20 protein-coding genes are annotated in these 23,606 nt (G+C 73.0%); 14 read left to right on the top strand and 6 right to left on the bottom strand.

Annotation, left to right across the window (positions count from 1 at the left end; all coding sequences use genetic code 11):
• The 5 genes from ACS04_RS22200 to ACS04_RS22180 all read left to right on the top strand — a co-directional run.
• Positions 1–1,318 (top strand): hypothetical protein (locus ACS04_RS22200; protein WP_048478465.1); only part of this gene is annotated, 1,318 nt, incomplete at its 5' end.
• A 124-nt stretch (positions 1,319–1,442) separates the two neighbouring features.
• On the top strand, positions 1,443–3,062 hold the full coding sequence (locus ACS04_RS22195; RefSeq protein WP_048478464.1) for a serine/threonine-protein kinase: 1,620 nt from the start codon (positions 1,443–1,445) through the stop codon (positions 3,060–3,062).
• A 93-nt stretch (positions 3,063–3,155) separates the two neighbouring features.
• On the top strand, positions 3,156–4,784 hold the full coding sequence (locus ACS04_RS22190; RefSeq protein WP_048478463.1) for a succinic semialdehyde dehydrogenase: 1,629 nt from the start codon (positions 3,156–3,158) through the stop codon (positions 4,782–4,784).
• 50 nt (positions 4,785–4,834) lie between these two features.
• Complete coding sequence (locus ACS04_RS22185; protein ID WP_048478469.1) at positions 4,835–6,709, top strand: GMC oxidoreductase; 1,875 nt, start codon at positions 4,835–4,837, stop codon at positions 6,707–6,709.
• Between the two features lie 178 nt (positions 6,710–6,887).
• Entirely contained in the window at positions 6,888–8,597 is a 1,710-nt protein-coding gene (locus ACS04_RS22180) for a hypothetical protein (protein WP_048478462.1), read from the top strand.
• Positions 8,598–8,903: 306 nt separating this feature from the next.
• On the opposite strand, the gene ACS04_RS22175 is transcribed toward ACS04_RS22180, so the two are convergent.
• Positions 8,904–9,164, bottom strand: a complete 261-nt coding sequence (locus ACS04_RS22175) for a chorismate mutase (RefSeq protein ID WP_048478461.1) — start codon at positions 9,162–9,164, stop codon at positions 8,904–8,906.
• 316 nt (positions 9,165–9,480) lie between these two features.
• Between ACS04_RS22175 and guaA the strand changes: the two genes are divergently transcribed.
• From guaA to ACS04_RS22155, 4 genes are all read left to right on the top strand, one after another.
• Entirely contained in the window at positions 9,481–11,073 is a 1,593-nt protein-coding gene (gene guaA / locus ACS04_RS22170) for a glutamine-hydrolyzing GMP synthase (protein WP_048478460.1), read from the top strand.
• A 120-nt stretch (positions 11,074–11,193) separates the two neighbouring features.
• On the top strand, positions 11,194–12,039 hold the full coding sequence (locus tag ACS04_RS22165) for a class II aldolase/adducin family protein (RefSeq protein ID WP_078865139.1): 846 nt from the start codon (positions 11,194–11,196) through the stop codon (positions 12,037–12,039).
• A gap of 162 nt (positions 12,040–12,201) precedes the next feature.
• Positions 12,202–13,452, top strand: coding sequence for a hypothetical protein (locus tag ACS04_RS22160; RefSeq protein ID WP_398025529.1), 1,251 nt, complete (start codon positions 12,202–12,204; stop codon positions 13,450–13,452).
• A 103-nt stretch (positions 13,453–13,555) separates the two neighbouring features.
• A complete protein-coding gene (locus ACS04_RS22155; RefSeq protein WP_048478458.1) occupies positions 13,556–14,020 on the top strand; it encodes a TQO small subunit DoxD in 465 nt (154 codons plus the stop codon).
• On the opposite strand, the gene ACS04_RS22150 is transcribed toward ACS04_RS22155, so the two are convergent.
• The gene (locus ACS04_RS22150) at positions 13,966–14,190 is read right to left on the bottom strand and encodes a hypothetical protein (RefSeq protein WP_048478457.1); all 225 of its coding nucleotides are present in this window, start codon (positions 14,188–14,190) and stop codon (positions 13,966–13,968) included. The genes ACS04_RS22155 and ACS04_RS22150 overlap by 55 nt on opposite strands.
• On the bottom strand, positions 14,177–15,529 hold the full coding sequence (locus tag ACS04_RS22145; protein ID WP_048478456.1) for a PspC domain-containing protein: 1,353 nt from the start codon (positions 15,527–15,529) through the stop codon (positions 14,177–14,179). The genes ACS04_RS22150 and ACS04_RS22145 overlap by 14 nt, the downstream gene beginning before the upstream one ends.
• Positions 15,530–15,660: 131 nt before the next feature.
• On the opposite strand from ACS04_RS22145, the gene ACS04_RS22140 reads away from it, so the two are divergent.
• Genes ACS04_RS22140 through ACS04_RS22130 form a run of 3 tightly spaced genes read left to right on the top strand, consistent with a single transcriptional unit; the run spans position 15,661 to position 18,830 of the window.
• A complete protein-coding gene (locus ACS04_RS22140; RefSeq protein WP_048478455.1) occupies positions 15,661–16,956 on the top strand; it encodes an ATP-binding protein in 1,296 nt (431 codons plus the stop codon).
• Positions 16,953–17,657 (top strand): LuxR C-terminal-related transcriptional regulator, encoded by a 705-nt coding sequence (locus ACS04_RS22135; protein ID WP_048478454.1) that lies wholly within the window; start codon positions 16,953–16,955, stop codon positions 17,655–17,657. The genes ACS04_RS22140 and ACS04_RS22135 overlap by 4 nt, the downstream gene beginning before the upstream one ends.
• A gap of 60 nt (positions 17,658–17,717) precedes the next feature.
• Positions 17,718–18,830, top strand: coding sequence for an alpha/beta hydrolase (locus ACS04_RS22130; protein ID WP_048478453.1), 1,113 nt, complete (start codon positions 17,718–17,720; stop codon positions 18,828–18,830).
• Between the two features lie 39 nt (positions 18,831–18,869).
• On the opposite strand, the gene ACS04_RS22125 is transcribed toward ACS04_RS22130, so the two are convergent.
• Both ACS04_RS22125 and ACS04_RS22120 read right to left on the bottom strand, forming a co-directional pair.
• On the bottom strand, positions 18,870–19,931 hold the full coding sequence (locus tag ACS04_RS22125) for a C40 family peptidase (RefSeq protein ID WP_048478452.1): 1,062 nt from the start codon (positions 19,929–19,931) through the stop codon (positions 18,870–18,872).
• Positions 19,932–20,079: 148 nt separating this feature from the next.
• Positions 20,080–20,433, bottom strand: a complete 354-nt coding sequence (locus tag ACS04_RS22120) for a hypothetical protein (protein WP_048478451.1) — start codon at positions 20,431–20,433, stop codon at positions 20,080–20,082.
• A 102-nt stretch (positions 20,434–20,535) separates the two neighbouring features.
• On the opposite strand from ACS04_RS22120, the gene ACS04_RS22115 reads away from it, so the two are divergent.
• Positions 20,536–20,883 (top strand): ArsR/SmtB family transcription factor, encoded by a 348-nt coding sequence (locus tag ACS04_RS22115; protein ID WP_048478467.1) that lies wholly within the window; start codon positions 20,536–20,538, stop codon positions 20,881–20,883.
• Positions 20,867–23,353 carry a DNA helicase PcrA gene (gene pcrA / locus ACS04_RS22110; RefSeq protein ID WP_048478450.1) on the top strand — a complete coding sequence of 829 codons (2,487 nt, stop codon included), beginning with the start codon at positions 20,867–20,869 and terminating at the stop codon, positions 23,351–23,353. Before ACS04_RS22115 ends, pcrA begins: the two co-directional genes overlap by 17 nt.
• Before the next feature lie 71 nt (positions 23,354–23,424).
• Here pcrA and ACS04_RS36485 read toward each other — a convergent pair.
• A partial coding sequence (locus tag ACS04_RS36485; RefSeq protein ID WP_425337833.1) for an integrase core domain-containing protein occupies positions 23,425–23,606 on the bottom strand: 182 nt, incomplete at its 5' end.

Raw genomic sequence — 23,606 nt, 5'->3', positions numbered from 1 at the left:
GGGGCGCATCCAGCCCGGCCGGCCGGCACCGGAGCCCACCCCGTCCGTTCAGCCCGCCCCGCCCCTCCAACCCGCCACGCCGGCCCCGCCCCTCCAGCCCGCCCCGCCCGCCCAGGGCGCCGACGCGAGCTGGGGCGGCCTCCGCGGGCTGGGGGCCGAGCGGGCCCGGCTGACCCGGATGGCCGTCGTCGGGGCCGTCACCGAGCGGTGGGCCCCCGAGCAGGCCGGGTCCGTCACCGGGCCCTGGCAGCTGGCCGCGCCCATCGGGCCCGCCACCGACCTCTGGGGGCTCGGCGCACTGCTGTACCGCGCCGTCCAGGGGCACGCCCCGTACCCCGAGGACAACGTCGCCGAGCTGGTCGACATGGTCTGCGCCGAACCCCCGGCCTTCGCCGAGGAGTGCGGCCCGCTGCGCCCCATCGTGGAATCGCTGCTGCGCCAGGACCCCACCGAACGCCCGGACTTCGAGGAACTCCGCGGCTGGCTGCGCTCCCTCGTCCGCTCCGCCCCCGAGCCGGACGGAGGCCTCGCCGCGCTCCCGATGCCGGAGCCGGACCCCGCGCGGCTGCCCGTCGTCCGCCGGCGCGGCGACCTGCACGGCCGCCACCGCAATCCCGCGGCCTCCCGCACGCCGCGCTCCCTCGGCCGGAGCCTGCTGCTCGGTGTCCTGGTCCTGCTCGCCGGGGCCGTCGCCTACGCCCTGTTCTTCCTGCCCGCGGATTCCGGACGGCAGCCCGCCGACGGGGCCGGCCCCCCCGCGCAGGGCCCGTCCGCCTCGCCCCCGGCATCCGCGAAGGAGCCGCCCAAGGAGTCGCCGAAGCCCTCGGCCGCCCAGCCCTCGGCCGCCCAGCCCCCCGCCGCCTCCGCCCCGCCCGGCTATACCACCCAACAGGACCCCGAGCACTTCGAGATCGCCGTGCCGGGCGGGTGGGAGCGGCGCGGGATGAACGAGGCCGGACAGGTGCGGTACACCGACGGGGAGTACGTCCTGACCGTCGTCCCCGGCCGGGACAAGGTCGAGGGCAACCCCGACCCGGCGACGTACCAGAAGGACAAGGAGCCGGAGCTGGCCCCGTACCGGTCCTCCACGTGGGCCAGCGGCGGCGACGTCAAGACCACCAAGGTCGGCAACCAGCTCCGCGTCACCGGCCGGTACACCTGGATCGACGGCAACGGCCGCAGCGTCGTCGCCCGCAATTTCGTCGTCGCGCTCGGCGGCAGCTACCACGTCGTCATGGTGACCGGGCCACAGGACGGTGAAGGCAAGGTCACCGAGGTCTTCGAAAAGGCCACGGGGAGTTACAAATCGGGCGGCTGACGCCGACTGACGGTGGCTCAGTACGGCGATTGCGTCACAGTGCAGCCGGAACCGAGGCTTCACGGTTCCGGGAGCCCCGGGCGCTCCGTAATCTGGCCCGAAGTGCACAGAGTGGCGGGGTTTCGTGGAACAGCAGACAGGTGCGGGTGCGGTGCTCGCAGGCCGGTACCGGCTCGTGGAGCCCATCGGCAGCGGCGGCATGGGCAAGGTGTGGCGCGCGCATGACGAGCTGCTGCACCGGACCGTCGCCGTCAAGGAACTGACGGCGGGTCTGTACGTGGCCCAGGCCGATCGGGAGGTGTTGCACGCCCGGACCCAGAAGGAGGCCAGGGCCGCGGCCCGCATCCAGCACCCGGCGGTCGTGGTGGTCCACGACGTGCTGGAGCACGACGACCGGCCGTGGATCGTCATGGAGTACATCGACGGCCCCTCCCTCGCGGACGCGGCCAAGGCGGCCGGCCGGATCGAGCCCGCGGAGGCGGCCCGGATCGGTCTGCACGTCCTGGGCGCGCTGCGCGCCGCGCACGCGGTCGGCGTCCTGCACCGGGACGTCAAGCCCGGCAACGTGCTGCTGGCCAAGGACGGGCGGGTCCTGCTCACGGACTTCGGGATCGCCGCGATCGAGGGCGACTCCTCCATCACGCGGACCGGCGAGATCGTCGGCTCCATCGACTACCTGGCGCCGGAGCGGGTCACCGGCGGAACCCCCGGCACCTCCTCCGACCTGTGGTCGCTGGGCGCGACCTTGTACACGGCGGTCGAGGCGCGCTCGCCCTTCCGCCGCACCTCTCCCATCTCCAGCCTCCAGGCCGTCGTCAACGACGAGCCGCCCGCGCTGCGCCAGGCCGGCGCGCTGGGCCCGGTCATCACGGCCCTGCTGCGCAAGGACCCCGGGGACCGGCCCTCGGCGCAGGAGACCGAGCGGATGCTGATCGAGGCCATGGAGGGCCGCCAGCCCAAGGCGGCGCAGGCGTACGTCCCCACGCGCGCGGTGACTCCCGAGGAGCTCGCCGACGCCGCCGAGGAGGCGCCGCCGCAGCCCCCCGCCCCGGCCCCGGTCCCCGACCGGGTCCGTACCGCGGCCCTGCCCGAACAGCCCCGCCCCGCGGCCGAGCCGGCCGGCGGCCGGCTCAAGCGGGCCGCCGCCGTGGCCCTCGTGGCGGCGCTGGTCGGCGGCGGCGCCGTCTTCGGCGTCCTGAAGTTCACCGGGGACGACGCGGGGGGCGGCGGCTCCGACAAGAACGCGAGCGCCCCCGACCGGCAGGGCGGCGCCGGCGAGGCCGCCCCGCCCGCCGGCTACACCAAGGTCGTCGACCCCTTGGCCGGCTTCACGCTCTTCGTCCCGGAAGGCTGGACGCGCAAGGCGAACGGCGACCAGATCGACTACACCCCGGACGACGGGAAGCACTTCATCCGCATCGCCTCCGACTCCACGCCGGACTACCGGGACCCGTACGCGCACCTGCTCGACCTGGAGACGCAGGTGGCGAAGCGGACGGACTACAAGAAGGTGCGGCTGAACCAGAACACCTTCCGGGACAGCACCCGGGCCGCGCTCTGGGACTTCACCTGGACGGAGAAGCAGACCCACCCGGGTCCGCGCCGGGCCAAGGAGCAGATGTACATCGCCCCGGACGGCACAGAGTATGCGGTGTACATGTCGAGCCCGGTCGCCGACTGGGCCACGACGGAGCAGCAGTTCGACGTCGTGCTCAGCGGCTGGAAGCCGCCCGCGAAGCCCTGATCCCGTCATCCTGCCAGCGATCGCTGGCAGAAATGGCAAAATCCGGTTACCGACGGGTACCCAAAGCCCTCCGGGCGGAATACGCTCACCGCCATGACGGACTCGCAGGCCCCGGCCCCCCTCCGCAGCGCACCGCAGCCCACCAATCCGGTCGCCCCCGCCCCGGCCGGCGCCCGTACCGCCGCCGACGTGGTGACCCCCGACCTGGTCGCCCGGCTCACCCGCGGAGTGATCGGCTCCGGCCGGACCGCGAACCACACCCCCTTCACCGGGGCCAAGCTGGCGGACCTGCCGGAGGCCACCCCCGAGGACGTCGCCGAGGCCTTCGAGCGGGCGCGCGCCGCCCAGAGCGCCTGGGCCGCCGTCCCCGTACGCAAGCGGGCCGCCGTCCTGCTGCGCTTCCACGACCTGGTCCTCGCCCGCCAGGCCGAGGTGCTCGACCTCATCCAGCTGGAGACCGGCAAGGCCCGCCTGCACGCGCACGAGGAGGTGCAGGCGGTCGCCGTCGCCGCCCGCCACTACGGCAGGAAGGCCCCCTCGTACCTGCGCCCCAGGGGCCACACGGGCGCCATCCCCACCCTCACCAAGGTCACCGAGCTGCGCCAGCCGCGCGGCGTCGTCGGCCAGATCGCCCCCTGGAACTACCCGCTCGAACTCTCCGTCGGCGACGCGCTGCCCGCCTTCGTCGCGGGCAACGCCCTCGTCATGAAGCCCGACACCGAGACCGCGCTGACCGCCCTGTGGGCCCGCGACCTGCTGATCGAGGCCGGACTGCCCGCCGAGGTCTTCCAGGTCGTCCTCGGCGAGGGACCGGTCGTCGGCCCCGAGGTGGTCCGGCACGCCGACTACGTCTCCTTCACCGGCTCCACCCGCACCGGCCGCGAGGTCGCCCGTGGCGCGGCCGCCCGCCTGGTCGGGGTCAGCCTCGAACTCGGCGGCAAGAACGCCATGCTCGTGCTCGCCGACGCCGACGTCGAGAAGGCTGCCGCGGGCGCCGTCCGCGCCTGCTTCTCCTCCGCGGGCCAGCTGTGCATCTCCATCGAGCGGCTGTACGTCCACACGTCGATCGCCGACGCCTTCGTCGAGCGCTTCGCCGCCCGTACGAAGGCCATGCGGCTCGGCGCCTCCCTCGCGTACGGGGCGGACATGGGCTCGCTGGTCGGGGAGCGGCAGCTGGAGACCGTGCGGCGGCACGTCGACGAGGCCGTCGCCAAGGGCGCCACCCTGGTCGCCGGCGGCACCGCCCGCCCCGACATCGGCCCGCTCTTCTACGAGCCGACCATCCTCGACGGGGTCGAGGCGCCGATGGCGGTCTGCGGCGAGGAGACCTTCGGGCCGGTCGTCTCCGTCTACCGCTTCACCGACGAGGACGAGGCGATCGCGCAGGCCAACTCCACCGCGTACGGGCTCAACTCCAGCGTCTGGACCAAGGACGCCCGCCGCGGCCACGCCGTCGCCGCCCGCCTGCGCACCGGCACCGTCAACATCAACGAGGGCTACGCCCCCGCCTACGGCAGCGCCCAGGCCCCCATGGGCGGCATGAAGGACTCCGGCCTCGGCCGCCGGCACGGCTCCGAGGGCATCCTCAAGTACACCGAGGCCCAGACCGTCGCCCACCAGCGGCTGCTGCCGATGGCGCCCTCGCTGGGCATGGACGACGAGAAGTACGCGGCGTTCATGACCCGCAGCCTCAAGGTCATGAAGACGCTCCGATTCCGTTAGGCACCATTGCCCGGGGAGGCACCGCAGTGTCGGACAACACCGGCGAGAACGTGGACGAGAACGCGGACGAGAACGCGGACGAGGACGGCGGCGAGCACGCGTACGACTACGACGTGATCGTCATCGGATCGGGTTTCGGAGGGTCGGTCTCGGCGCTGCGGCTCACCGAGAAGGGCTACCGGGTCGGCGTCCTGGAAGCGGGGCGCCGCTTCACCCGCGAGAGCCTGCCGAAGAACAGCTGGGACCTGCGGAACTACCTGTGGGCCCCGGCCCTCGGGCTCTACGGGATCCAGCGGATCCACCTGCTCGGCAACGTGATGGTGCTCGCGGGCGCCGGGGTGGGCGGCGGCTCGCTCAACTACGCCAACACGCTGTACGTGCCGCCCACCGCCTTCTTCGAGGACCGGCAGTGGGCGTCGATCACGAACTGGCGCGAGGAACTCGCCCCGTACTACGACCAGGCCAAGCGGATGCTCGGCGTACGCCTGAACCCCACGATGACCCCCTCCGACGTCCACCTGAAGGCCGCCGCCGAGAAGATGGGCGTCGGGGACTCCTTCCACATGGCCCCGGTCGGCGTCTTCTTCGGGGACGGCGCGGACGCGGACGGCGGCGGCGACGGTGACAGCGGCGGCGAGGGCGGGGACGGCGGCGCTCGCGGCCGCACGGCCCGTCCCGGCGAGGAGGTCCCCGACCCCTACTTCGGCGGCGCGGGCCCCTCCCGCAAGGCCTGCACCGAGTGCGGCGAGTGCATGACCGGCTGCCGGCACGGCGCGAAGAACACCCTGAACGAGAACTACCTCCACCTCGCCGAGCGCGCGGGAGCCGTCATCCACCCGATGACCACCGTCACCGCGCTCGCCGAGCACCCCGAGGGCGGCTACCGCATCCGCGCCGTCCCCACCGACGCCCGCCGCCGGGGCGTCGCCAAGGAACTGCGCGCCCGGTACGTGATCGTCGCGGCGGGCACGTACGGCACCCAGACCCTGCTGCACACCATGAAGGACAACGGGCTGCTCCCGCGGATCTCGGACCGGCTCGGCGAGCTGACCCGGACCAACTCCGAGGGCCTGGTCGGCGCGCAGACCGACGACCGGCGCTACCGCAGGCGGCACGGGCAGGGCCCCGGCGGGGAGCAGCGGGCCGACTTCACCCGGGGCGTCGCGATCACCTCGTCCGTGCACCCCGACGCCGACACCCACATCGAGCCCGTCCGCTACGGCAAGGGCTCCAACGCCATGGGGTTCATGACCGTCCTCCAGGTGCCGTACAGCAGCCACCGGGTACGGGCCTGGTTCGCGCGCACCGCCAGGCACCCGGTGCAGCTGGCGCGCTCGCTCTCCAACCGGCGCTGGTCGGAGCGGACGATCATCGGGCTCGTGATGCAGTCGCTGGACAACTCGCTGACGACCTACCGCAAGCCCGGCGGCCTCGGCAAGGGGCTGCTCACCGCCCGCCAGGGGCACGGGGCCCCGAACCCGGTGCAGATCAAGGAGGCCACCGAGGCGGCCACCCTGCTGGCCGAGGAGATCAACGGCTTCGCCGGCAGCAACATCGGCGAGCTGATGGGCACCCCGCTGACCGCGCACTTCCTCGGCGGCTGCCCGATCGGCGCCTCCGCGCAGGAGGGCGTGGTGGACCCGTACCACCGGCTGTACGGGCACCCGGGGATCTCCGTGGTGGACGGCTCGGCGGTCTCCGCCAACCTCGGGGTCAACCCGTCGCTGACGATCACGGCGCAGGCGGAGCGTGCGATGTCGTACTGGCCCAACAAGGGCGAGCGGGACCCGCGGCCGGAACAGGGGGCGGCCTACACCCGCCTGGCCGCGGTGGAACCGGTCCGGCCGGCGGTCCCGAAGGAGGCCTTCGGCGCGCTGCGGCTGCCGCTGCTGCTGCCGGTGCCGCAGGTGCCGAAGAAGGTCTGACGCGTGTCGGGCGCCTGCCTGACACCTGTCGCGGCGGCGGGTTCTGCGCTCCCCCTCCGAGCGCAGAACCCGCCGCCGCGTACATAAGTGACAGGTGATCAATCCGGATGGTTGCATGTGATGCCCGTCACTCCCCGAAAGGGGCAACCGAGGCCCCCGCTCGACGGTCTCGATCTTCATGGACAAGCGCATCTCCCTTTTGGCCGCTACGGGCTTGGCGGCGCTGAGCCTCGGCGCGGCCGCTCCCGCGCTCGCCGCGGAACCGTCCTTCCCGCTCGCCGGCCCCTCCGCCCTGGTGCTCCAGCCGTCCCCGGCCACGGGCCCCTCGAAGGAGCGCAGCCTGCACTACGCGCTGGACCACACGGGCCCCGGGAACGGCTTCCCGGGCGAGATCACCGTCACCGTCGATCTGACCAAGGCCGCCGGCGTGGTCTCGGTCCGGCCGGACCCGGCCAGGCCCGGGCCAAACTGCACGACGAGCGCCACCGCGATCGTCTGCAAGCAGCAGGGCCTGTCGGTCGGCTCCGGCCGCGAGGCTGGCGGGATCGACCTGCTCGTCTCCGCCGCCAAGGACACCAAGAACGGTGCGAGCGGCGAGATCGCGGTCACGGGCCGGGTGGCGGGCGCGAGCGTCACGCCCCTCACCACCAGGCTGACCGTCGGCGGCCCCGACCTGTACATGGGCGAGCTGCGGCCGGAGTCCGAGGTGACGGCCGGCGAACAGCAGGACCTCCCGCTGGCCTTCGCCAACCGGGGCACGCTCCCCGCCCGGTCGGTCGCGCTGGAGCTGGAGGCCTCGGCGGGCCTGGAACCGGCGGAGACGTACGACAACTGCCGGCCGCAGGACCACGGCGGCATGGGCACCACCACGGTCTGCCTCGTCGAGGGCGAGTTCCTGCCGGGCGAGTCCTACCGGCTCGCCCCCGACTCCCCGCTCCACCTCAAGACCACCGCGCGGGCCTACCAGGACCGGCTGCGGTACGCGGTCGTCCCCGACCCGGCGCCGGACAAGGGCGCGGACAAGGGCGCGGACAAGGGCGCGGACCAGGGCCGGCCCGCCACCGGCAGGCAGCTGAAGCTGGTCAAGGCCGCGGCCGCGGTGCCGGTGACGGGCTCCGCCGCGGCCGCGCCCGCCGGCCACGCCGAGAACACCGACCTGAACCCGGCCGACAACGAGCGCAGCCTCGAATTCACCGCCAAGGGCGCCCGGGCCGACTTCGAGGCGGTCACCGCCTCGCCCTCCGGCAAGGTCGGCGACACGGTCGCGGCCGAGCTCGGCTTCCGCAACAAAGGCCCGGCCGTGATCAGCCACCTGCGCTCGGGCCAGAGCGTGGCCCGTACCGACATCGTCGTGCCGGCCGGGGTGCGGGTCACGAGCGCGCCCCCGAGCTGCCGCGCGGTCGAGGCCGACGGCGGCGACCGTACGGACCGGCTGGGCGCGCCGCGCTACTTCTGCGACGCGGGGCCGTTCGCGGACACCGCCGGTGCGTACACCGAGCGGTTCACGATGAAGATTGAGAAGGCCGTGGCCGGCGCCAAGGGCTCGGTCACCGTCGGCGAGCCGGTCGCGGGCGGCACGAAGCCGCTCTCCTTCGACTCGGTCGCGGGCAACGCCACGGCCGCGTTCACGGTCGAGGTCAAGGACGGTACGAGCCCGAGCCCGTCCGGCTCGGCCTCCGCGTCGCCGTCCCCGTCCGCCTCGGCCTCTGCTTCGGCGTCGGCTTCGGCCTCGCCGAGCACCTCCGCGACCACCGCCGGCGCCGCGGGCGGCAACCTCGCCTCGACCGGCAGCTCCGTGGGCCCGATCGCGCTGGGCGCGCTGGTCGCCGTGGCCGTCGGCGGCGCGCTGTACGCGGGGGCGCGCCGCCGCTCGGGCGGGCACGCGTAGGCAGCGGGAACACCGCAGGCGGCGCGCACGCGCAGAACGGCCGGCCCTGGGCGTCCCCCGGGCCGGCCGTCCTCTTGGGGTGACCGGGCTGCTGTCCCCTGCCGTCCGGTCACGCGAAGGAGCGGGGTCCCACGACGCACCTCCCGAAGGGCCGTACGTCTCATCGCTCCCGAAGAGCCACGCGTGGTGCTGCGGTCCCGCGCCTGGCTGGCACGGCCAACCACACCAACGAAGGGCCCCGGGGGCGGTCACGGTCCGGACGGGTGACGAACACGCGTCAGGCGGGCCGGCGCGGGCCCGGCCTCCTCAGACCCGGCCGCGGCACAGCTCCAGCAGGGTCATCGCCAGGGTGGTCCCCGGCTTGCCGAGCGCGTCGCTCCAGTGCGCGAGCACCTCCATCTCGCGCGAGAGGTGCACCCGCCTGCCGCCCGAGGTGATCCGGGCCTCCTGGATGACGGTGGAGACGGCCATCCGCTCCTGGATCAGTCCGATGATCCGGTCGTCGATGGCGTCGATCCGCTCGCGGGACTCGGCGATCAGCTGCGCGGGGGTGGTGGTCACGGTCATGTTCTTACTCCTGTGGATTGCGGCGACAGGAGCGGAAACGCCAGAGCGCCCCGGTCCTGTCGGACCGGGGCGCTCTGGGAAGTCAGCGGCTCAAGCGAGCATCACGCGGACCCATGGCGACCGGACCGGCCGGTGCCATAGGTAAAGAGGAAGCTCAGCTGCTTGCGCATGGACAGGATTATGGCCCGCCGCCCCCTCCCGGGCCAACCCGGCCCGGATCGTGAGACGTGGGCCTCGGATGGTGCGACAAAGTGGCGGCCGGCGCCACCGGTAGAATCGACAAAACAGCCACCCTCTTCCGCCGGAAGGCCGCCCCGTGCCAGAAGCACCCTCCGCCGCCCACGACAGCGCCCCGGACACGGTTCTCGTCGTCGACTTCGGCGCCCAGTACGCCCAGCTCATCGCCCGCCGCGTCCGCGAGGCACGGGTCTACAGCGAGATCGTCCCCAGCACGATGCCGGTGGCCGAGATGCTCGCCAAGGACCCGAAGGCGATCATCCTCTCCGGCGGCCCGTCCTCCGTGTACGAGGAGGGTGCTCCGCGCCTGGACGACGCCGACGCCCTCTTCGGCTCCGGCGTCCCCGTCTTCGGCATGTGCTACGGCTTCCAGCTGATGGCGACCACCCTCGGCGGCACCGTCGACAACACCGGCGCCCGCGAGTACGGCCGTACGCCGCTCGCCGTCTCCAAGGCCGGCTCCACCCTCTTCGAGGGCACCCCCGCGAACCAGTCGGTGTGGATGTCCCACGGCGACGCCTGCTCCGCCGCCCCCGAGGGCTTCACCGTCACCGCGTCGACGAACGTCGTCCCGGTCGCGGCCTTCGAGAACGACGAGAAGAAGCTGTACGGCGTGCAGTACCACCCCGAGGTGATGCACTCCACGCACGGCCAGCAGGTGCTGGAGCACTTCCTCTACCGCGGCGCCGGCCTGGAACCCACCTGGACCACGGGCAACATCGTCGAGGAGCAGATCGCGGCCATCCGCGAGCAGGTCGGCGACAAGCGCGCCATCTGCGGCCTGTCCGGCGGCGTGGACTCCGCGGTCGCCGCGGCCCTCGTCCAGAAGGCCATCGGCTCGCAGCTGACCTGCGTCTACGTCGACCACGGCCTGATGCGCAAGGGCGAGACCGAGCAGGTCGAGAAGGACTTCGTCGCCGCCACCGGCGTGCAGCTGAAGGTCGTCGACGCCCAGGAGCGCTTCCTGACCGCACTGGCCGGGGTCTCCGACCCCGAGACCAAGCGGAAGATCATCGGGCGCGAGTTCATCCGCGTCTTCGAGCAGGCCCAGCTGGAGATCCTCCAGGAGGACGGCCCCGCGGTCGCCTTCCTGGTCCAGGGCACCCTGTACCCGGACGTCGTCGAGTCCGGCGGCGGTACCGGCACCGCCAACATCAAGTCCCACCACAACGTGGGCGGCCTCCCCGACGACATCGAGTTCGAGCTCGTCGAGCCGCTGCGCCAGCTGTTCAAGGACGAGGTCCGGATGGTCGGCCAGGAGCTCGGCCTGCCGGACGAGATCGTCCAGCGCCAGCCCTTCCCCGGCCCGGGCCTCGGCATCCGCATCGTCGGCGAGGTCACCAAGGAGCGCCTGGACCTGCTCCGCGAGGCCGACGCCATCGCCCGCCACGAGCTGACCGCGGCCGGCCTGGACCGCGAGATCTGGCAGTGCCCGGTCGTCCTGCTCGCGGACGTCCGCAGCGTCGGCGTCCAGGGCGACGGCCGCACGTACGGCCACCCGATCGTGCTGCGCCCCGTCTCCTCCGAGGACGCGATGACCGCGGACTGGACGCGCATGCCCTACGAGGTGCTCGCGCGGATCTCCACCCGCATCACCAACGAGGTGGCGGACGTGAACCGCGTCGTCCTCGACTGCACGAGCAAGCCCCCGGGCACCATCGAGTGGGAGTAGTCCCCACCCGGCAGTGCGTGGCCGAAGCCGTCGTTCCCCCCGGGGAGCGGCGGCTTCGCCGCGTGTCTGGCCACTTGACGCGGCCGCCGGTACCTTGCGCGGCGAGCCGAAGGAGGGGTCATGCCGGACCCGGACCAGCCCGTACCCGCACCCGCGCCGGTCTCCGCGTCCGGGCCGGACCCCGCATCCGGGCCGGTCGCCGCGTCCGCGCCGGGCTGCGCACCCGCGCCCGTGCCGGTGGACCGGCTGCGCTTCGCGCTGCCGCCCGTCCACGCGGACGCGGCCGCGGAGCGCGCGTACCGCAAGGAGCGGCTCGCCGGGGCGCTGCGGCTCTTCGGACGCCTCGGCTACGAGGACGGGGTCGCCGGACACATCACCGTGCGGGACCCGGAGTTCGCGGACTGCCACTGGGTCAACCCGTTCGGGCGGGCCCTGTCCGCCCTCGGCCCCGAGGACCTGCTGCTCGTCGACGGGGACGGACGCGTGCGCCGCGGTGGGCACCGGGTCAACGAGCTGGCCTTCGCCGTGCACGCCGCCGTGCACCGGGCCCGCCCCGACGCGGTGGCGGTGGTGCACGCGCACGCCCCGTACGGCAGGGCGCTGGCGGTGCTCGGCGAACTGCTCGCCCCCCTCAGCGAGGAGGCCTGCGCCTTCTACGAGGACCACGCCCTCCTCGACGGTTTCGCCGGGCCCGAGGACAGCGCGCGCATCGCCCGCGCCCTGGGCCCGTACAAGGCGCTGATCTTGCGGGGCCGCGGTCTGCTGACGGTCGGCGGCTCCGTGGACTCCGCGGCCTGGTGGTTCATCGCGGCGGAGCGCGCGGCGCAGGTGCAGCTGATCGCGCGGGCCGTCGGGAAGCCGGTGCCCATCGACCACCGCACCGCGCTCGGCGTGCGGGAGCGTTTCGGCACGGATCTCGCCGCCTGGGTCAGCTACCAGCCGCTCTGGCAGGGCGTCGAGCCCTGAAACCACTGAAACCACCGGGCCGGGCGGGTGGCGTCAACATCATGAACGGTTAATCACCTGCTCTGACATCGTGCGCAATCCGGAGCACTGCCGCAGTGGTGCACAATTCGCTGGCATTGCACCGTAGTTCAGAGAGGCGGCACGCACGTGGCTGTCCAAGAGATGTCCAGAAGCACCCACGGCGGCGCCTGCACCTGCGACGACTGCCCGCACGGCGCGCAGGAGGGGCACCGGCGCGCCGTCGCCGCGTTCACCGAGAAGCGGGACGAGTTCGCGGCCGGACAGGGGCTGCCGGCCGCGGTGGCCCGCTCCGCCGGAGCCTCCCGGCAGTGGGTCTCCGACGAGCTGACCCTGTCGGCGCGCACGGTCGCCGACCGGGGCCGGGAGGCCGGGAACTCCTGGCTGTACCTGTTCTCGCGGCGGGCCGTGCTCGCCGTGTGGATCGCGGCCGGAGTGCTGCTGCTGGTGCAGGTCGGCACCGCCCTCGGCACCGGCTGGTCCACCGCCCGCACGGCCGGGCTGCTCGCGGCCGTGGCCCTGGCCGGGCTGCTCACGGTCGCCGCCCGCGCCCAGTCGCTGCGCGGCGGGCTCCTCGCCCCGCTCGTCGGCGAGGACAACCGGCTGTCCACCTCGAAGGCCGTGCCGAGCGCCTGGGTGGTGCTGACGGCGTTCGCCGCGCTGCTGCCCGCGCTGCGGCTGGCCGCCTCACCGCCGGGGCCGCAGCGCCAGGCCCTGTACGCGGGGCTGGCGCTCGGGCGGGCGCTGCCGCTGCTGGCGGTGGTCGCGCTGACCTCGGCCGTGGCGGTGCTGGTGCGCCGGGTGGTCACCGTACGGATCATGGGCCAGCGGATGCAGAAGCTGCCGGCGGACCGGCCGCGCGGGGTGGACCTGCTGACGGACGACGCGGGCCGCGGCAGCTTCCCGGACGCGCAGTACGTGCTGGTCTCCACGGTGGTGCTGGCCTTCGCGGCGGTGTCGATGGCCCGGTTCCCCGACCGGCTGCCGAGGCTGCCGTGGGCGCTGGCCGTGCTGGTGGCCCTGTCGGCGGCGGTGTACCTCGCGGCGAAGTACGCGGAGGTCACCCGTCCGCTGATCCTTTCGGTGGTCCGCAGGCGGGAGCCGGGCGACCTCGACGCGGCCGTCCGGCCGGGCGACGACATCGAGATCCGCGGCGTGGGCTTCGTGCCGCCCGGGGCGCAGACCCCGGAGATGCTGGCCCGGCTGGTGGTGCGGGTCGGGGCGGTCCACGTGCACGTGCCGCTGGTGCCGGTCGCGGGCGGGTTCACCAACCCCTCGGACTCGGCGCTGACGGTGCCGGTCCCGGCGGAAGTGGAACCCGGGCGCATCGAGGTGCAGGTGGTGACGGCCGCCGGGGTGGAATCCAACCGCTGCACCATCGACGTGGCCGAGTGAGACGGGGTACACATGGGACGTGACCCGAACTGACGTCCCTTCCGCCGACTCTTCCGGCGCTTTTGGACCCGCTGGCCCTTCCGGCCGCTCCGGCCCTTCCGGAGTGCGGGAACGGGCCGCCCGGTACGCCCTGCTGCCGCTGCGGATCTTCCTCGGCGTGACCTTCGTCTACGCGGGCCTGGACAAGCTGACCGACCGCGCGTTCCTGTCCGCCTCCGGCGCCGGCTCCATCGGCGAGCAGATGCACGGCGTGCGCGACACCTCCGCGATCCCGGCCCTGGTGGACTGGGCGCTGCACTCGCCCGTCGGGTTCGGGACGGCGCTGGCCGTCGGCGAGCTCCTGGTGGGCCTGGGGACCCTGGCCGGCCTGCTGACCCGGATCGCGGCCACCGGCGGGGCGCTGATCTCGCTCAGCCTGTGGCTCACGGTGTCCTGGCAGGTCACCCCGTACTACTACGGCAACGACCTGGTCTACCTGATGGCCTGGATCCCGATGATCATGGCCGGGGCGCCCTATCTGTCACTGGACTCGCTGATCCGGTCGCGCCGGTCCCGCCGGATCGCGTAGGTCACGATCCCCACCAGTGCGGCGAGGCACAGCCCGCCCATGGTCATCGGGATGACCAGGAACCAGGGCAGATCCGCCTCCCCGGTCGCGTCGAGCAGGTACAGCACGCCCGCCGCCACCAGGATCAGGCCGGCCAGCAGCCGTCCGGGCTGGAACTCATGACGCGGCACGGGCCACCTCCACCTGTCCGAAATCTGCGCTCAGGTCCAGCTCGATCGTCCCCCCGGCCTCGGTGCCGGCGGAGGGCTTCAAGGTCGCCCGCTGGGTCTCCCCGCCGCTCTTGACGCGTACGTCCTCGCTGGTCTCCCCGGGCAGGTGGATGTCGCCCAGCTTCACCGAGACGTCGGTCTGCGCGGTGACCTCGCGGGGCAGGATCACCTTCAGCCGGCCGGCCTCCAGGGAGGCGCGGACGGACAGCGTGGTGCCCTTCGGCACGTCCAGCCCGCTCAGGTCCAGCGTGGCCAGCCCGGTGCCCGCCGTGTAGACCGGTCTGAGGTCGGCCACGGCGGCCGGCCGCCATTCCACGGACTTCCAGTCGGTGCCGATCTCCCGCGGCAGGGCCGACGCGCCGGCCAGCAGCCCGGCCGTGATCATCGCGAGCAGGATCGTGCCGAAGCCGGTGCGGCCCCTGACCGAGCTGACCGCCAGGCCGAGCCCGAACACGGCGAGGGCCGAGGCCAGACCGATCTGGAGCGCGTGCGAGAGGGTGTCGCCCTGCCAGGCCGCCGCTGGGGCGCCGCCCCCCGCCAGCAGGGCCAGGACGAACACCCGGCCGCCGATGCCGCCGCGCGGGACCTTCGGGGCCGCGGCCCGGCCGGGATCCTGCGCCCGGCCGCCCCCGATGTTGCGGGCGGCGTTGGCATCGGCGGAGTCGTCCGGCCCCCACAGGTATCCGGTGGACCCCACCGGGCCGGTGGTGCCGTCCTTGACCAGCGGGTCCCGCCACCAGGACGGGCTGCCGGGCACGGGCGGGGCCTGGGTCTCCGGCGGGGCGGGGACCGGGCGGTGCGCCGCCTGCGGGTCGGCCTCCGGGGCGGCGCTCTTGCGGCGGCGCTGCGACCAGTACCCGGCCCCGCCGAGGGCCAGGATCACCAGGACGGAGAAGACGGCCAGCCCGCCGTTGTCCAGCATCGACAGGAACAGCGCGCAGCCGACCAGGGCCGCGAACACCGCGGCCAGGGTGGCGCCCTCGACCCGGCCGGTCAGCAGCTTCTTCGCCTCGCTGTCCTCCTCCCCCTCGACCGGCAGCAGCAGCCAGGCGAAGCCGTAGAAGATGAGGCCGACCCCGCCGGTGACCGCGAGGACGCCGAGCACGATCCGGAAGATCACCGGGTCCAGGTCGAAGTACCGGCCGAGGCCGCCGCACACGCCCGCGAGGACCTTGTCGCGCTTGCTGCGGCGCAGCGGCGGCCGCTCGGCGGCGCGGTCCGCGGACCGGTCCGCGGACCGGTCGCCGGGCGGCGGCGCGGTGGCACCGGTCGGCGAAGGCGGGGAGTCGTGCTTGGTCATGGCTCCATGGTGACAACCCGCCGCACCGGGCGGCACCGGGTCCGACCCTGGCGCAACCCTGATATCCCCCCGAGGGAACTGGGGGGCTGCCCTGATGTCCCGTGCGGCGCCCGCGTGTGACCATCAATGGCATGCCCGTCTCCGCCGCCCCCCGTCCCCCGCACACGACAGACGCCGACGAACCGCCGCAGCGCAAGCTCTACCGCAGCGCCGACGGCCGGATGCTCGGCGGTGTCGCGCGCGGTCTCGCCGGGCACCTCGGGCTGCCGGTCGTCTGGGTCCGGCTCGCCTTCCTCGGCCTGTTCCTGTGGGGCGACGGGCTGGGCGTACTGCTCTACGCCGCCTTCTGGGTGTTCGTACCGCTGGGGGTCGGCGGCCGGGCCGGCCACCGCTCCTTCTTCGAGACCCTCCCCGACGGCACCCGCCGCCTGCGCAAACCCGACCGCGGGCAGCTCACCGCCCTCATCGCCCTGTGCGTCGGCGCCGGCATCTTCGTCTCCAAGGTCCAGCTCGGCGGCACCTCCGGGCGGTACGTGTGGCCGACGCTGCTGGTCGGCGCCGGCGTGGTCCTCGTCTGGCGCCAGGCCGACAACGCCCGCCGCGCCCACTGGGGCGCCGCCGGCGGGCGCAACGCGCGCCTGCTCCAGATCGCCCGCGGGTTCGCCGGGGTCGCCCTGGTCGGCGTCGGCCTGACCGTCTTCATCGTCGTACGCGGCTCGGCGGCGCAGCTCGGCAACGTGCTGACCGCCGCCCTCGCCGTCCTCGTCGGCACGGCCCTGCTCGCCGGACCCTGGCTGATCCGGATGACCCAGGACCTCTCCGAGGAGCGCCTGATGCGCATCCGCGCCCAGGAGCGTGCCGAGGTCGCCGCCCACGTGCACGACTCGGTGCTGCACACTCTGACCCTGATCCAGCGCAACGCGGAGGACGCCGGCGAGGTCCGCCGCCTGGCCCGCGCGCAGGAGCGGGAGCTGCGGAACTGGCTGTACAGACCGGAGGGCACCGGCAAGGACGAGGCCGAGGAGCCCGCGACCCTCGCGGAGGCGGTCAAGAAGACGGCCGCCGAGGTGGAGGACCACCACGGGGTCCCGATCGAGGTCGTCGTCGTCGGGGACTGCCCGCTCGACGAGAGGCTCGGCGCCCAGGTCCAGGCCGCGCGCGAGGCGATGGTCAACGCCGCCAAGTACGGTGGCGACGGCGGGCCGGTGCAGGTGTACGCCGAGGTGGAGGGGCAGACCGTGTTCGTGTCCGTACGGGACCGCGGGCCGGGCTTCGACATCGACGCGGTACCGGAAGACCGCATGGGCGTACGAGAATCGATCATCGGCCGGATGCAGCGCAACGGCGGGACCGCACGGCTGCGGTCCGCGCCCGACGGCGGCACGGAAGTCGAGCTGGAGATGGAGAGGGTGGCGAACGCAGCATGACCGAGGAGACGACCGGCAGCACGACCGGGACGCCGGTGGGCAGGCACGTCCGGGTGGTGCTCGTCGACGACCACCGGATGTTCCGCACGGGGGTGCAGGCCGAGATCGGCGAGACCGGCCGGACCGGGGTCGAGGTCGTCGGCGAGGCGGCCGATGTCGACCAGGCCGTCACCGTCATCACCGCCACCCGCCCCGAGGTGGTCCTGCTCGACGTGCACCTGCCGGGGGGCGGCGGGGTCGAGGTGCTGCGGCGCTGCGCCCCGCTGATGGCCGCCGCCGAGAATCCGGTGCGCTTCCTGGCCCTGTCGGTGTCGGACGCCGCGGAGGACGTCATCGGGGTCATCCGGGGCGGTGCGCGCGGGTACGTCACCAAGACCATCACCGGGACCGACCTGGTGAACTCGGTCTTCCGGGTCCAGGAGGGCGACGCGGTGTTCTCGCCGCGGCTGGCGGGCTTCGTGCTCGACGCCTTCGCCTCGACGGACGCCCCGCCGGTCGACGAGGACCTGGACCGCCTCACCCAGCGCGAGCGCGAGGTGCTGCGGCTCATCGCGCGGGGGTACGCGTACAAGGAGATCGCCAAGCAGCTCTTCATCTCCGTGAAGACCGTGGAATCGCACGTCTCGGCGGTGCTCCGCAAGCTCCAGCTCTCCAACCGGCACGAGCTGACCCGCTGGGCGACGGCCCGCCGCCTGGTGTGACCGACGCCGCACGTGCCGGGGGCAACCGCGCGGCGTCGCGGCGCCCTCTTGGGTGGCGTGATGAGCTTGACGGGGTTTCCCCTGTTCGCGACGGCGATCGCCCTCACGGCGATCGCCGTTCTCCTGCCGCTGGCCGTGTGGAGCAAGGTGCGCGGCCCCGCCGTCGTACGGGTGTCGACCCGGGCCCTGATGGTGGTGTTCGCGCAGGTCACCGCCGTCGCGCTGGTGTTCGTCTCGGTGAACCGCGAGGAGAACTTCTACGCGTCCTGGGGTGACCTGCTGGGCACCGGCAAGTACGTCACGGCCGCCCCCGACCTCGGCGCGGACGGGCTCGGCGGCAAGAAGGTCGCGGAGGTCAAGGCCGAGCCGAAGGTGCTCCAGGACTTCCAGCCGGTCGAGGGCCTCGGCGGCCGGGTCAAGAAGACCGAGCTGGCCGGCAAGATCTCCGGAGTCAAGGGCGACGTCATGGTGTGGCTCCCGCCGCAGTACGACGACCCGGCGTTCAAGAACAAGAAGTTCCCGGTGGTCGAGCTGATCCCGGGCATACCGGGGACGGGCAAGTCCTGGTTCCAGGGGCTCAAGGCGGCCGAGGTGCTGGAGCCGCTGATGAAGAGCGGCAAGGTGCAGCCGTTCATCCTGGTCTCGCCGCGCGCCATGCTGCTGGGCAACGGCGACACCGGCTGCGCGAACATCCCGGGCAAGGTGAACGCGGACAGCTGGTTCAGCGTCGACGTCCGCAAGATGGTCACCGACAACTTCCGCGCCTCCGACGAGGCCCGCACCTGGGGCGTCGCCGGCTACTCGGCGGGCGCGTACTGCGCCGCCAAGCTGGCGATCCTGCACCCCGACCGCTACAGCGCGGCCGTCTCCCTCTCCGGCTACAACGACCCGGGCCAGGAGCCCACCTCGCTGGTCGCCCAGGACCCCGAGATGCGGCGCACCCACAACCTGAAGGCCCTGCTCAAGGCCGCGCCCGCGCCGCCGGCGGTCTCGCTGTGGATGTCCGGCGCCGAGCAGGACGGCTACCTGTCCGGCACGGACCTCAAGGCCATCGCCCAGAACCCGACCGCGGTGCACGCGGAGAAGGTCACCGGCGGGCACAACCTCGACTCGTGGTCGAAGCAGCTCCCGACGGCCTTCGGCTGGCTGAGCACGCAGGTCAAGGCTCCGTAGGGCCCCACGGGCGGGGAGCCCTCGGGGACGGCGGCCGCCTCACGCCGGGCGGGAGGCCCCCGCCCACGGCATCGAGTCGACCGGGGCCACGCGGACCGTCGACCCGGGGCGCGGGGCGTGGATCATCTGGCCGTTGCCGATGTACAGGCCGACGTGGGTGATCCCGGAGTAGAAGAACACCAGGTCACCGGGGGCCAGCTGATCGCGGGAGACCCGCTGCCCGGCGTTGATCTGGGTGTACGTGGTCCGGGGGAGGGAGACCCCGGCCGAGCGCCAGGCCGCCTGGGTCAGGCCGGAGCAGTCGAACGAGCCCGGCCCCGTCGCGCCCCACACGTACGGTTTGCCGATCGCCCCGTACGCGAACGCCACCGCGCGGGCCGCGCGCGAGCCGTCCGCCGGCGCGGGCGGGGCCGTCGCCGGTGCACCGGCCGGGGCCGCGCCGGCCGCGGCCCCGCCCGACCGGGCCTCGTACGCGGCCCGCTCCTCGGCCGTGAGCTTGGCCAGCAGCCGCTTCGCGGTGTCGAGCTTGTCCTCGACGGTGGCCTTGTACCGGGCGAGCTCGCCCTCGTGGGCGCGCAGGTCGGCGAGGCGGCCGTCGGCCCGGTCCCTGAGCTGTCCGACCTCGTCGAGCTGCCGTCGTACGGACGCCACCTCGGCGGCGCTGCGGTCGCCGGTCCGGGTGAGGAACGAGGCCTGGTCCAGGTAGTCCTGGGGATCGGCGGCGAGCGCCAGCCGCATCGCCGGCCCCAGCCCGCCGGTGCGGTACTGGCCGGCCGCGAGGGAACCGAGCGCCCGGCGGGCGGTGTTCAGCCGGTCCGTCTTGCGGGCGGCCTCGTCGCGCAGCGCGTCGAACGCGCGCTGGGCCTCGTCGGCCTGCTCCTTCGCCCCGTTGTACCGCTCGGCGCTCTCCTCGGCCTCCTCGTAGAGCCGGTCCACCTCCGCCTTCACCTGCGAGGGCGTCTGCTGGGGATCGGCCTGCGAGGTGCCTTCGAAGGCGGTGGCGGTGGCAGCGCCCGCGAGGGCGAGCGTCGCTGCGGTCCGCACGGTTCCGCGGGAGAGCGGATGGAGCGGGCGCTGCCTGGGCTTTCGGTGACTGGCCACGAGGGCCTCACGTCCTTCCTCGCTCGGGGGCTCGGTGCTTGGAGGAGGACGCTAGACCGGAAGGTAACGGTCGGATGACGAGATGATCGCAAGTGCCCGGACGTGAACCGATGTGGCCGGATGTGGCCGTTGTGGTTCGCGGTGGGGATCAGTGCCAGAGGACGGCGATGAAGATATTGATCACGGTCAGTGCGCCGACCGCCCCGAACAGCGCCTTCTCCACGTGCTCCTCGTCCCGCTTCACGTAGACGAGCGCCAGGATCACGAAGAGGACGGCGAGCTTCACGCCGATCTTGATGTTGTTGACGTGGCCGCCGTCCATCTCGCGGAAGCCGACCAGCAGGACGCCGGTGACGAGCATCGTCAGCGCGCCGTGCAGCATCGCGGGCACGAAGCGGGCGGTGCCGGCGCTCATCGCCTTCATCTGCGTGAGGAAACCGCCCAGCAGGGAGGCGATGCCGATGATGTGCAGGCCCACGAAGACACTGATGAGTACGTCCATGGCGCCGAGCGTACGGGGGCTCTCGGCCGGTCCCGGAGGCGGGTCGCGGGATCCTCGAACGGCCCCGCCGCGTCCGTACGAGATCTGCGTACAGTTGTGGGCATGCCCGACGCCGCCGAGCCGACCCATCCCTGCGCCGAGGACCTCGACCTGGCCGCGGTCCTCGCCGCCCTCGGGCACCCGGTCCGCCTCGACATCGTCCGCAAGCTGGCCTCCGGCGAGCGGACGTTCTGCGGCGAAGTGGTGCCTGACCTGCCCCGATCCAGCGTCACGCACCATCTCAAGACGCTCCGCGAGGGCGGGGTGATCAGCCAGCGCCCCCAAGGCCGCAAGCTCTACCTCACGCTGCGCCGCGACGATCTGGAACTGCGCTTCCCCGGTCTCCTGGAACTCGTACTGGCGTGTCGGTCCCGACCTCTAGACTCGGAAAGCGATGAGCAGCCTCTTTGACGACAGTTTCCTGGCGGACCTCACCCCCTCCGACGAGGTCCCCCCGCCGCCCGAGGATCACCCCGCGCCGGAGGAAGGCGCGGACGATCTCTTCGGGGGCCACTTCGACGTGCCCATGAGCGGTGACGCGTACTACCGGGACGGCGCCCCCAAGCCCGTCATCGACCCGGCGATGCTCCTGGAGGGGCTGAACGAGCAGCAGGCCGCGGCCGTCGTCCACGCCGGCTCCCCCCTGCTCATCGTGGCCGGCGCCGGCTCCGGCAAGACCCGGGTGCTGACCCACCGCATCGGCCACCTGCTGGCCGCGCGGCACGTCCACCCCGGCCAGATCCTGGCGATCACCTTCACCAACAAGGCCGCCGGCGAGATGAAGGAGCGCGTGGAGGGCCTGGTCGGCCCGCGCGCCAACGCCATGTGGGTGTCCACCTTCCACAGCGCGTGCGTCCGCATCCTGCGCCGCGAGTCGAAGCGCCTCGGTTTCACCTCGTCCTTCTCGATCTACGACGCGGCCGACTCGAAGCGCCTGATGGCGCTCGTCTGCCGCGACCTGGACCTGGACCCGAAGAAGTTCCCGCCGAAGGCCTTCAACGCCAAGATCTCGAACCTCAAGAACGAGCTGATCGACGAGGACGCCTTCGCCGGGCAGGCCGCCGACGGCTTCGAGAAGACGCTCGCCCAGGCGTACGCGATGTACCAGGGGCGGCTGCGCGAGGCCAACGCGCTCGACTTCGACGACATCATCATGACGACCGTCCACCTGCTCCAGGCGTTCCCGGACGTCGCCGAGCACTACCGGCGGCGCTTCCGGCACGTCCTGGTGGACGAGTACCAGGACACCAACCACGCCCAGTACACGCTGGTGCGCGAGCTCGTCGGCACCGGCTACCCGGACCTGCCGCCGGCCGAGCTCTGCGTGGTGGGTGACGCCGACCAGTCGATCTACGCTTTCCGCGGCGCGACCATCCGCAACATCCTCCAGTTCGAGGAGGACTACAAGGACGCGACGACGATCCTGCTGGAGCAGAACTACCGCTCCACGCAGACGATCCTGTCCGCCGCCAACGCGGTCATCGAGCGCAACGAGAACCGCCGCGCCAAGAACCTGTGGACCCAGGCCGGCACCGGCGCGGTCATCACCGGCTACGTCGCGGACACCGAGCACGACGAGGCGCAGTTCGTCGCCGAGGAGATCGACCGGCTGACGGACGCCGGGGACGCCAAGGCGGGCGACGTCGCGATCTTCTACCGGACGAACGCGCAGTCGCGCGTGTTCGAGGAGATCTTCATCCGCGTCGGACTCCCGTACAAGGTCGTCGGCGGCGTCCGCTTCTACGAGCGCAAGGAGGTCCGCGACGTCCTCGCGTACCTGCGCGTGCTCGCGAACCCCGAGGACAACGTCCCGCTCCGCCGCATCCTGAACGTGCCCAAGCGCGGTATCGGCGAGCGCGCCGAAGCGATGATCGACGCCCTCGCGCTGCGCGAGAAGATCACCTTCCCGCAGGCGCTGCGGCGCGTGGACGAGGCGTTCGGCATGGCGGCGCGCTCCACCAACGCGGTGAAGCGGTTCAACGTGCTGATGGAGGAGCTCCGCACGATCGTCGACTCGGGCGCGGGCCCGGCGGTGGTGCTGGAGGCGGTGCTGGAGCGTACGGGATACCTCGCCGAGCTCCAGGCCTCGACCGACCCGCAGGACGAGACGCGCATCGAGAACCTCCAGGAACTCGCGGCCGTGGCGCTGGAGTTCGAGCAGGCCCGCGGCGAGGAGAACCCGGGAACCCTCGCGGAGTTCCTGGAGCAGGTCGCGCTCGTCGCCGACTCCGACCAGATCCCCGACGAGGACGAGGACGGCTCGGGCGTCATCACGCTGATGACCCTGCACACCGCCAAGGGCCTCGAATTCCCGGTGGTCTTCCTGACCGGCATGGAGGACGGGGTCTTCCCGCACATGCGGGCGCTGGGCCAGACCAAGGAGCTGGAGGAGGAGCGCCGCCTCGCGTACGTCGGCATCACGCGTGCGCGCGAGCGGCTGTACCTGACCCGTTCGTCGATGCGCAGCGCGTGGGGCACTCCCTCGTACAACCCGCCCTCGCGGTTCCTGGAGGAGATCCCGGCCGAGTACCTCCAGTGGAAGCGGACGGGCGCGGCGCAGAAGCCCGCGGGCCCGATGCGCGGCTCCTCGTACGGATCCTCGGGTTCGGGCGGCTCCAAGGCCACGTTCGGGACCTCGCCGGAGGCGTTCCTGTCCTCGTCGCGCACGAAGTCGGGCCCGTCCGGGTTCGCGACGCGCCGGGCGGCCGACAAGCCGGTCATCGCGCTGGCGGTCGGGGACCGGGTCACGCACGACCAGTTCGGACTGGGCACGGTCATGGAGGTCAGGGGCGCCGGCGCGGACGCGCAGGCCACCGTCGACTTCGGGGACGACAAGCCGAAGCGCCTGCTGCTGCGCTACGCGCCGGTGCAGAAGCTCTGACGGGAGCCGCGAGGGGAAACGCGCGGGGCCCGGGGATCGCTCCCCGGGCCCCGCGTGGCGTACGTACCGGTCTAGGTGTGTTGTCCGGGCAGGTTGGTGACGCGGCTGGCGGGTGTTTGGCCTTGGATGCCGGTGTGGGGTCGGTGGTAGTTGTACCAGTCGATCCAGTGGGTGAACGCGTTCTGCCGTTCCTGGTCTGAGGTGTAGGGCCGGTGGTAGGCCCATTCCTCGGCAGGGTGCGGTGGAAGCGTTT

The sequence above is a fragment of the Streptomyces roseus genome (assembly GCF_001044425.1).
In the GTDB taxonomy this organism is placed as follows: Bacteria; Actinomycetota; Actinomycetes; order Streptomycetales; family Streptomycetaceae; genus Streptomyces; species Streptomyces roseus.
This window is presented reverse-complemented; position numbering and strand designations above follow the sequence as displayed.

Coding starts and splice junctions, on each gene's coding strand:
- ACS04_RS22190 (WP_048478463.1), top strand. CDS start 3,156: ATGACGGACTCGCAGGCCCCGGCCCCCCTCCGCAGCGCACCGCAGCCC.
- ACS04_RS22180 (WP_048478462.1), top strand. CDS start 6,888: ATGGACAAGCGCATCTCCCTTTTGGCCGCTACGGGCTTGGCGGCGCTG.
- ACS04_RS22175 (WP_048478461.1), bottom strand. CDS start 9,164: ATGACCGTGACCACCACCCCCGCGCAGCTGATCGCCGAGTCCCGCGAG.
- ACS04_RS22165 (WP_078865139.1), top strand. CDS start 11,194: ATGCCGGACCCGGACCAGCCCGTACCCGCACCCGCGCCGGTCTCCGCG.
- ACS04_RS22160 (WP_398025529.1), top strand. CDS start 12,202: ATGTCCAGAAGCACCCACGGCGGCGCCTGCACCTGCGACGACTGCCCG.
- ACS04_RS22145 (WP_048478456.1), bottom strand. CDS start 15,529: ATGACCAAGCACGACTCCCCGCCTTCGCCGACCGGTGCCACCGCGCCG.
- ACS04_RS22140 (WP_048478455.1), top strand. CDS start 15,661: ATGCCCGTCTCCGCCGCCCCCCGTCCCCCGCACACGACAGACGCCGAC.
- ACS04_RS22135 (WP_048478454.1), top strand. CDS start 16,953: ATGACCGAGGAGACGACCGGCAGCACGACCGGGACGCCGGTGGGCAGG.
- ACS04_RS22130 (WP_048478453.1), top strand. CDS start 17,718: ATGAGCTTGACGGGGTTTCCCCTGTTCGCGACGGCGATCGCCCTCACG.
- ACS04_RS22120 (WP_048478451.1), bottom strand. CDS start 20,433: ATGGACGTACTCATCAGTGTCTTCGTGGGCCTGCACATCATCGGCATC.
- ACS04_RS22115 (WP_048478467.1), top strand. CDS start 20,536: ATGCCCGACGCCGCCGAGCCGACCCATCCCTGCGCCGAGGACCTCGAC.
- pcrA (WP_048478450.1), top strand. CDS start 20,867: ATGAGCAGCCTCTTTGACGACAGTTTCCTGGCGGACCTCACCCCCTCC.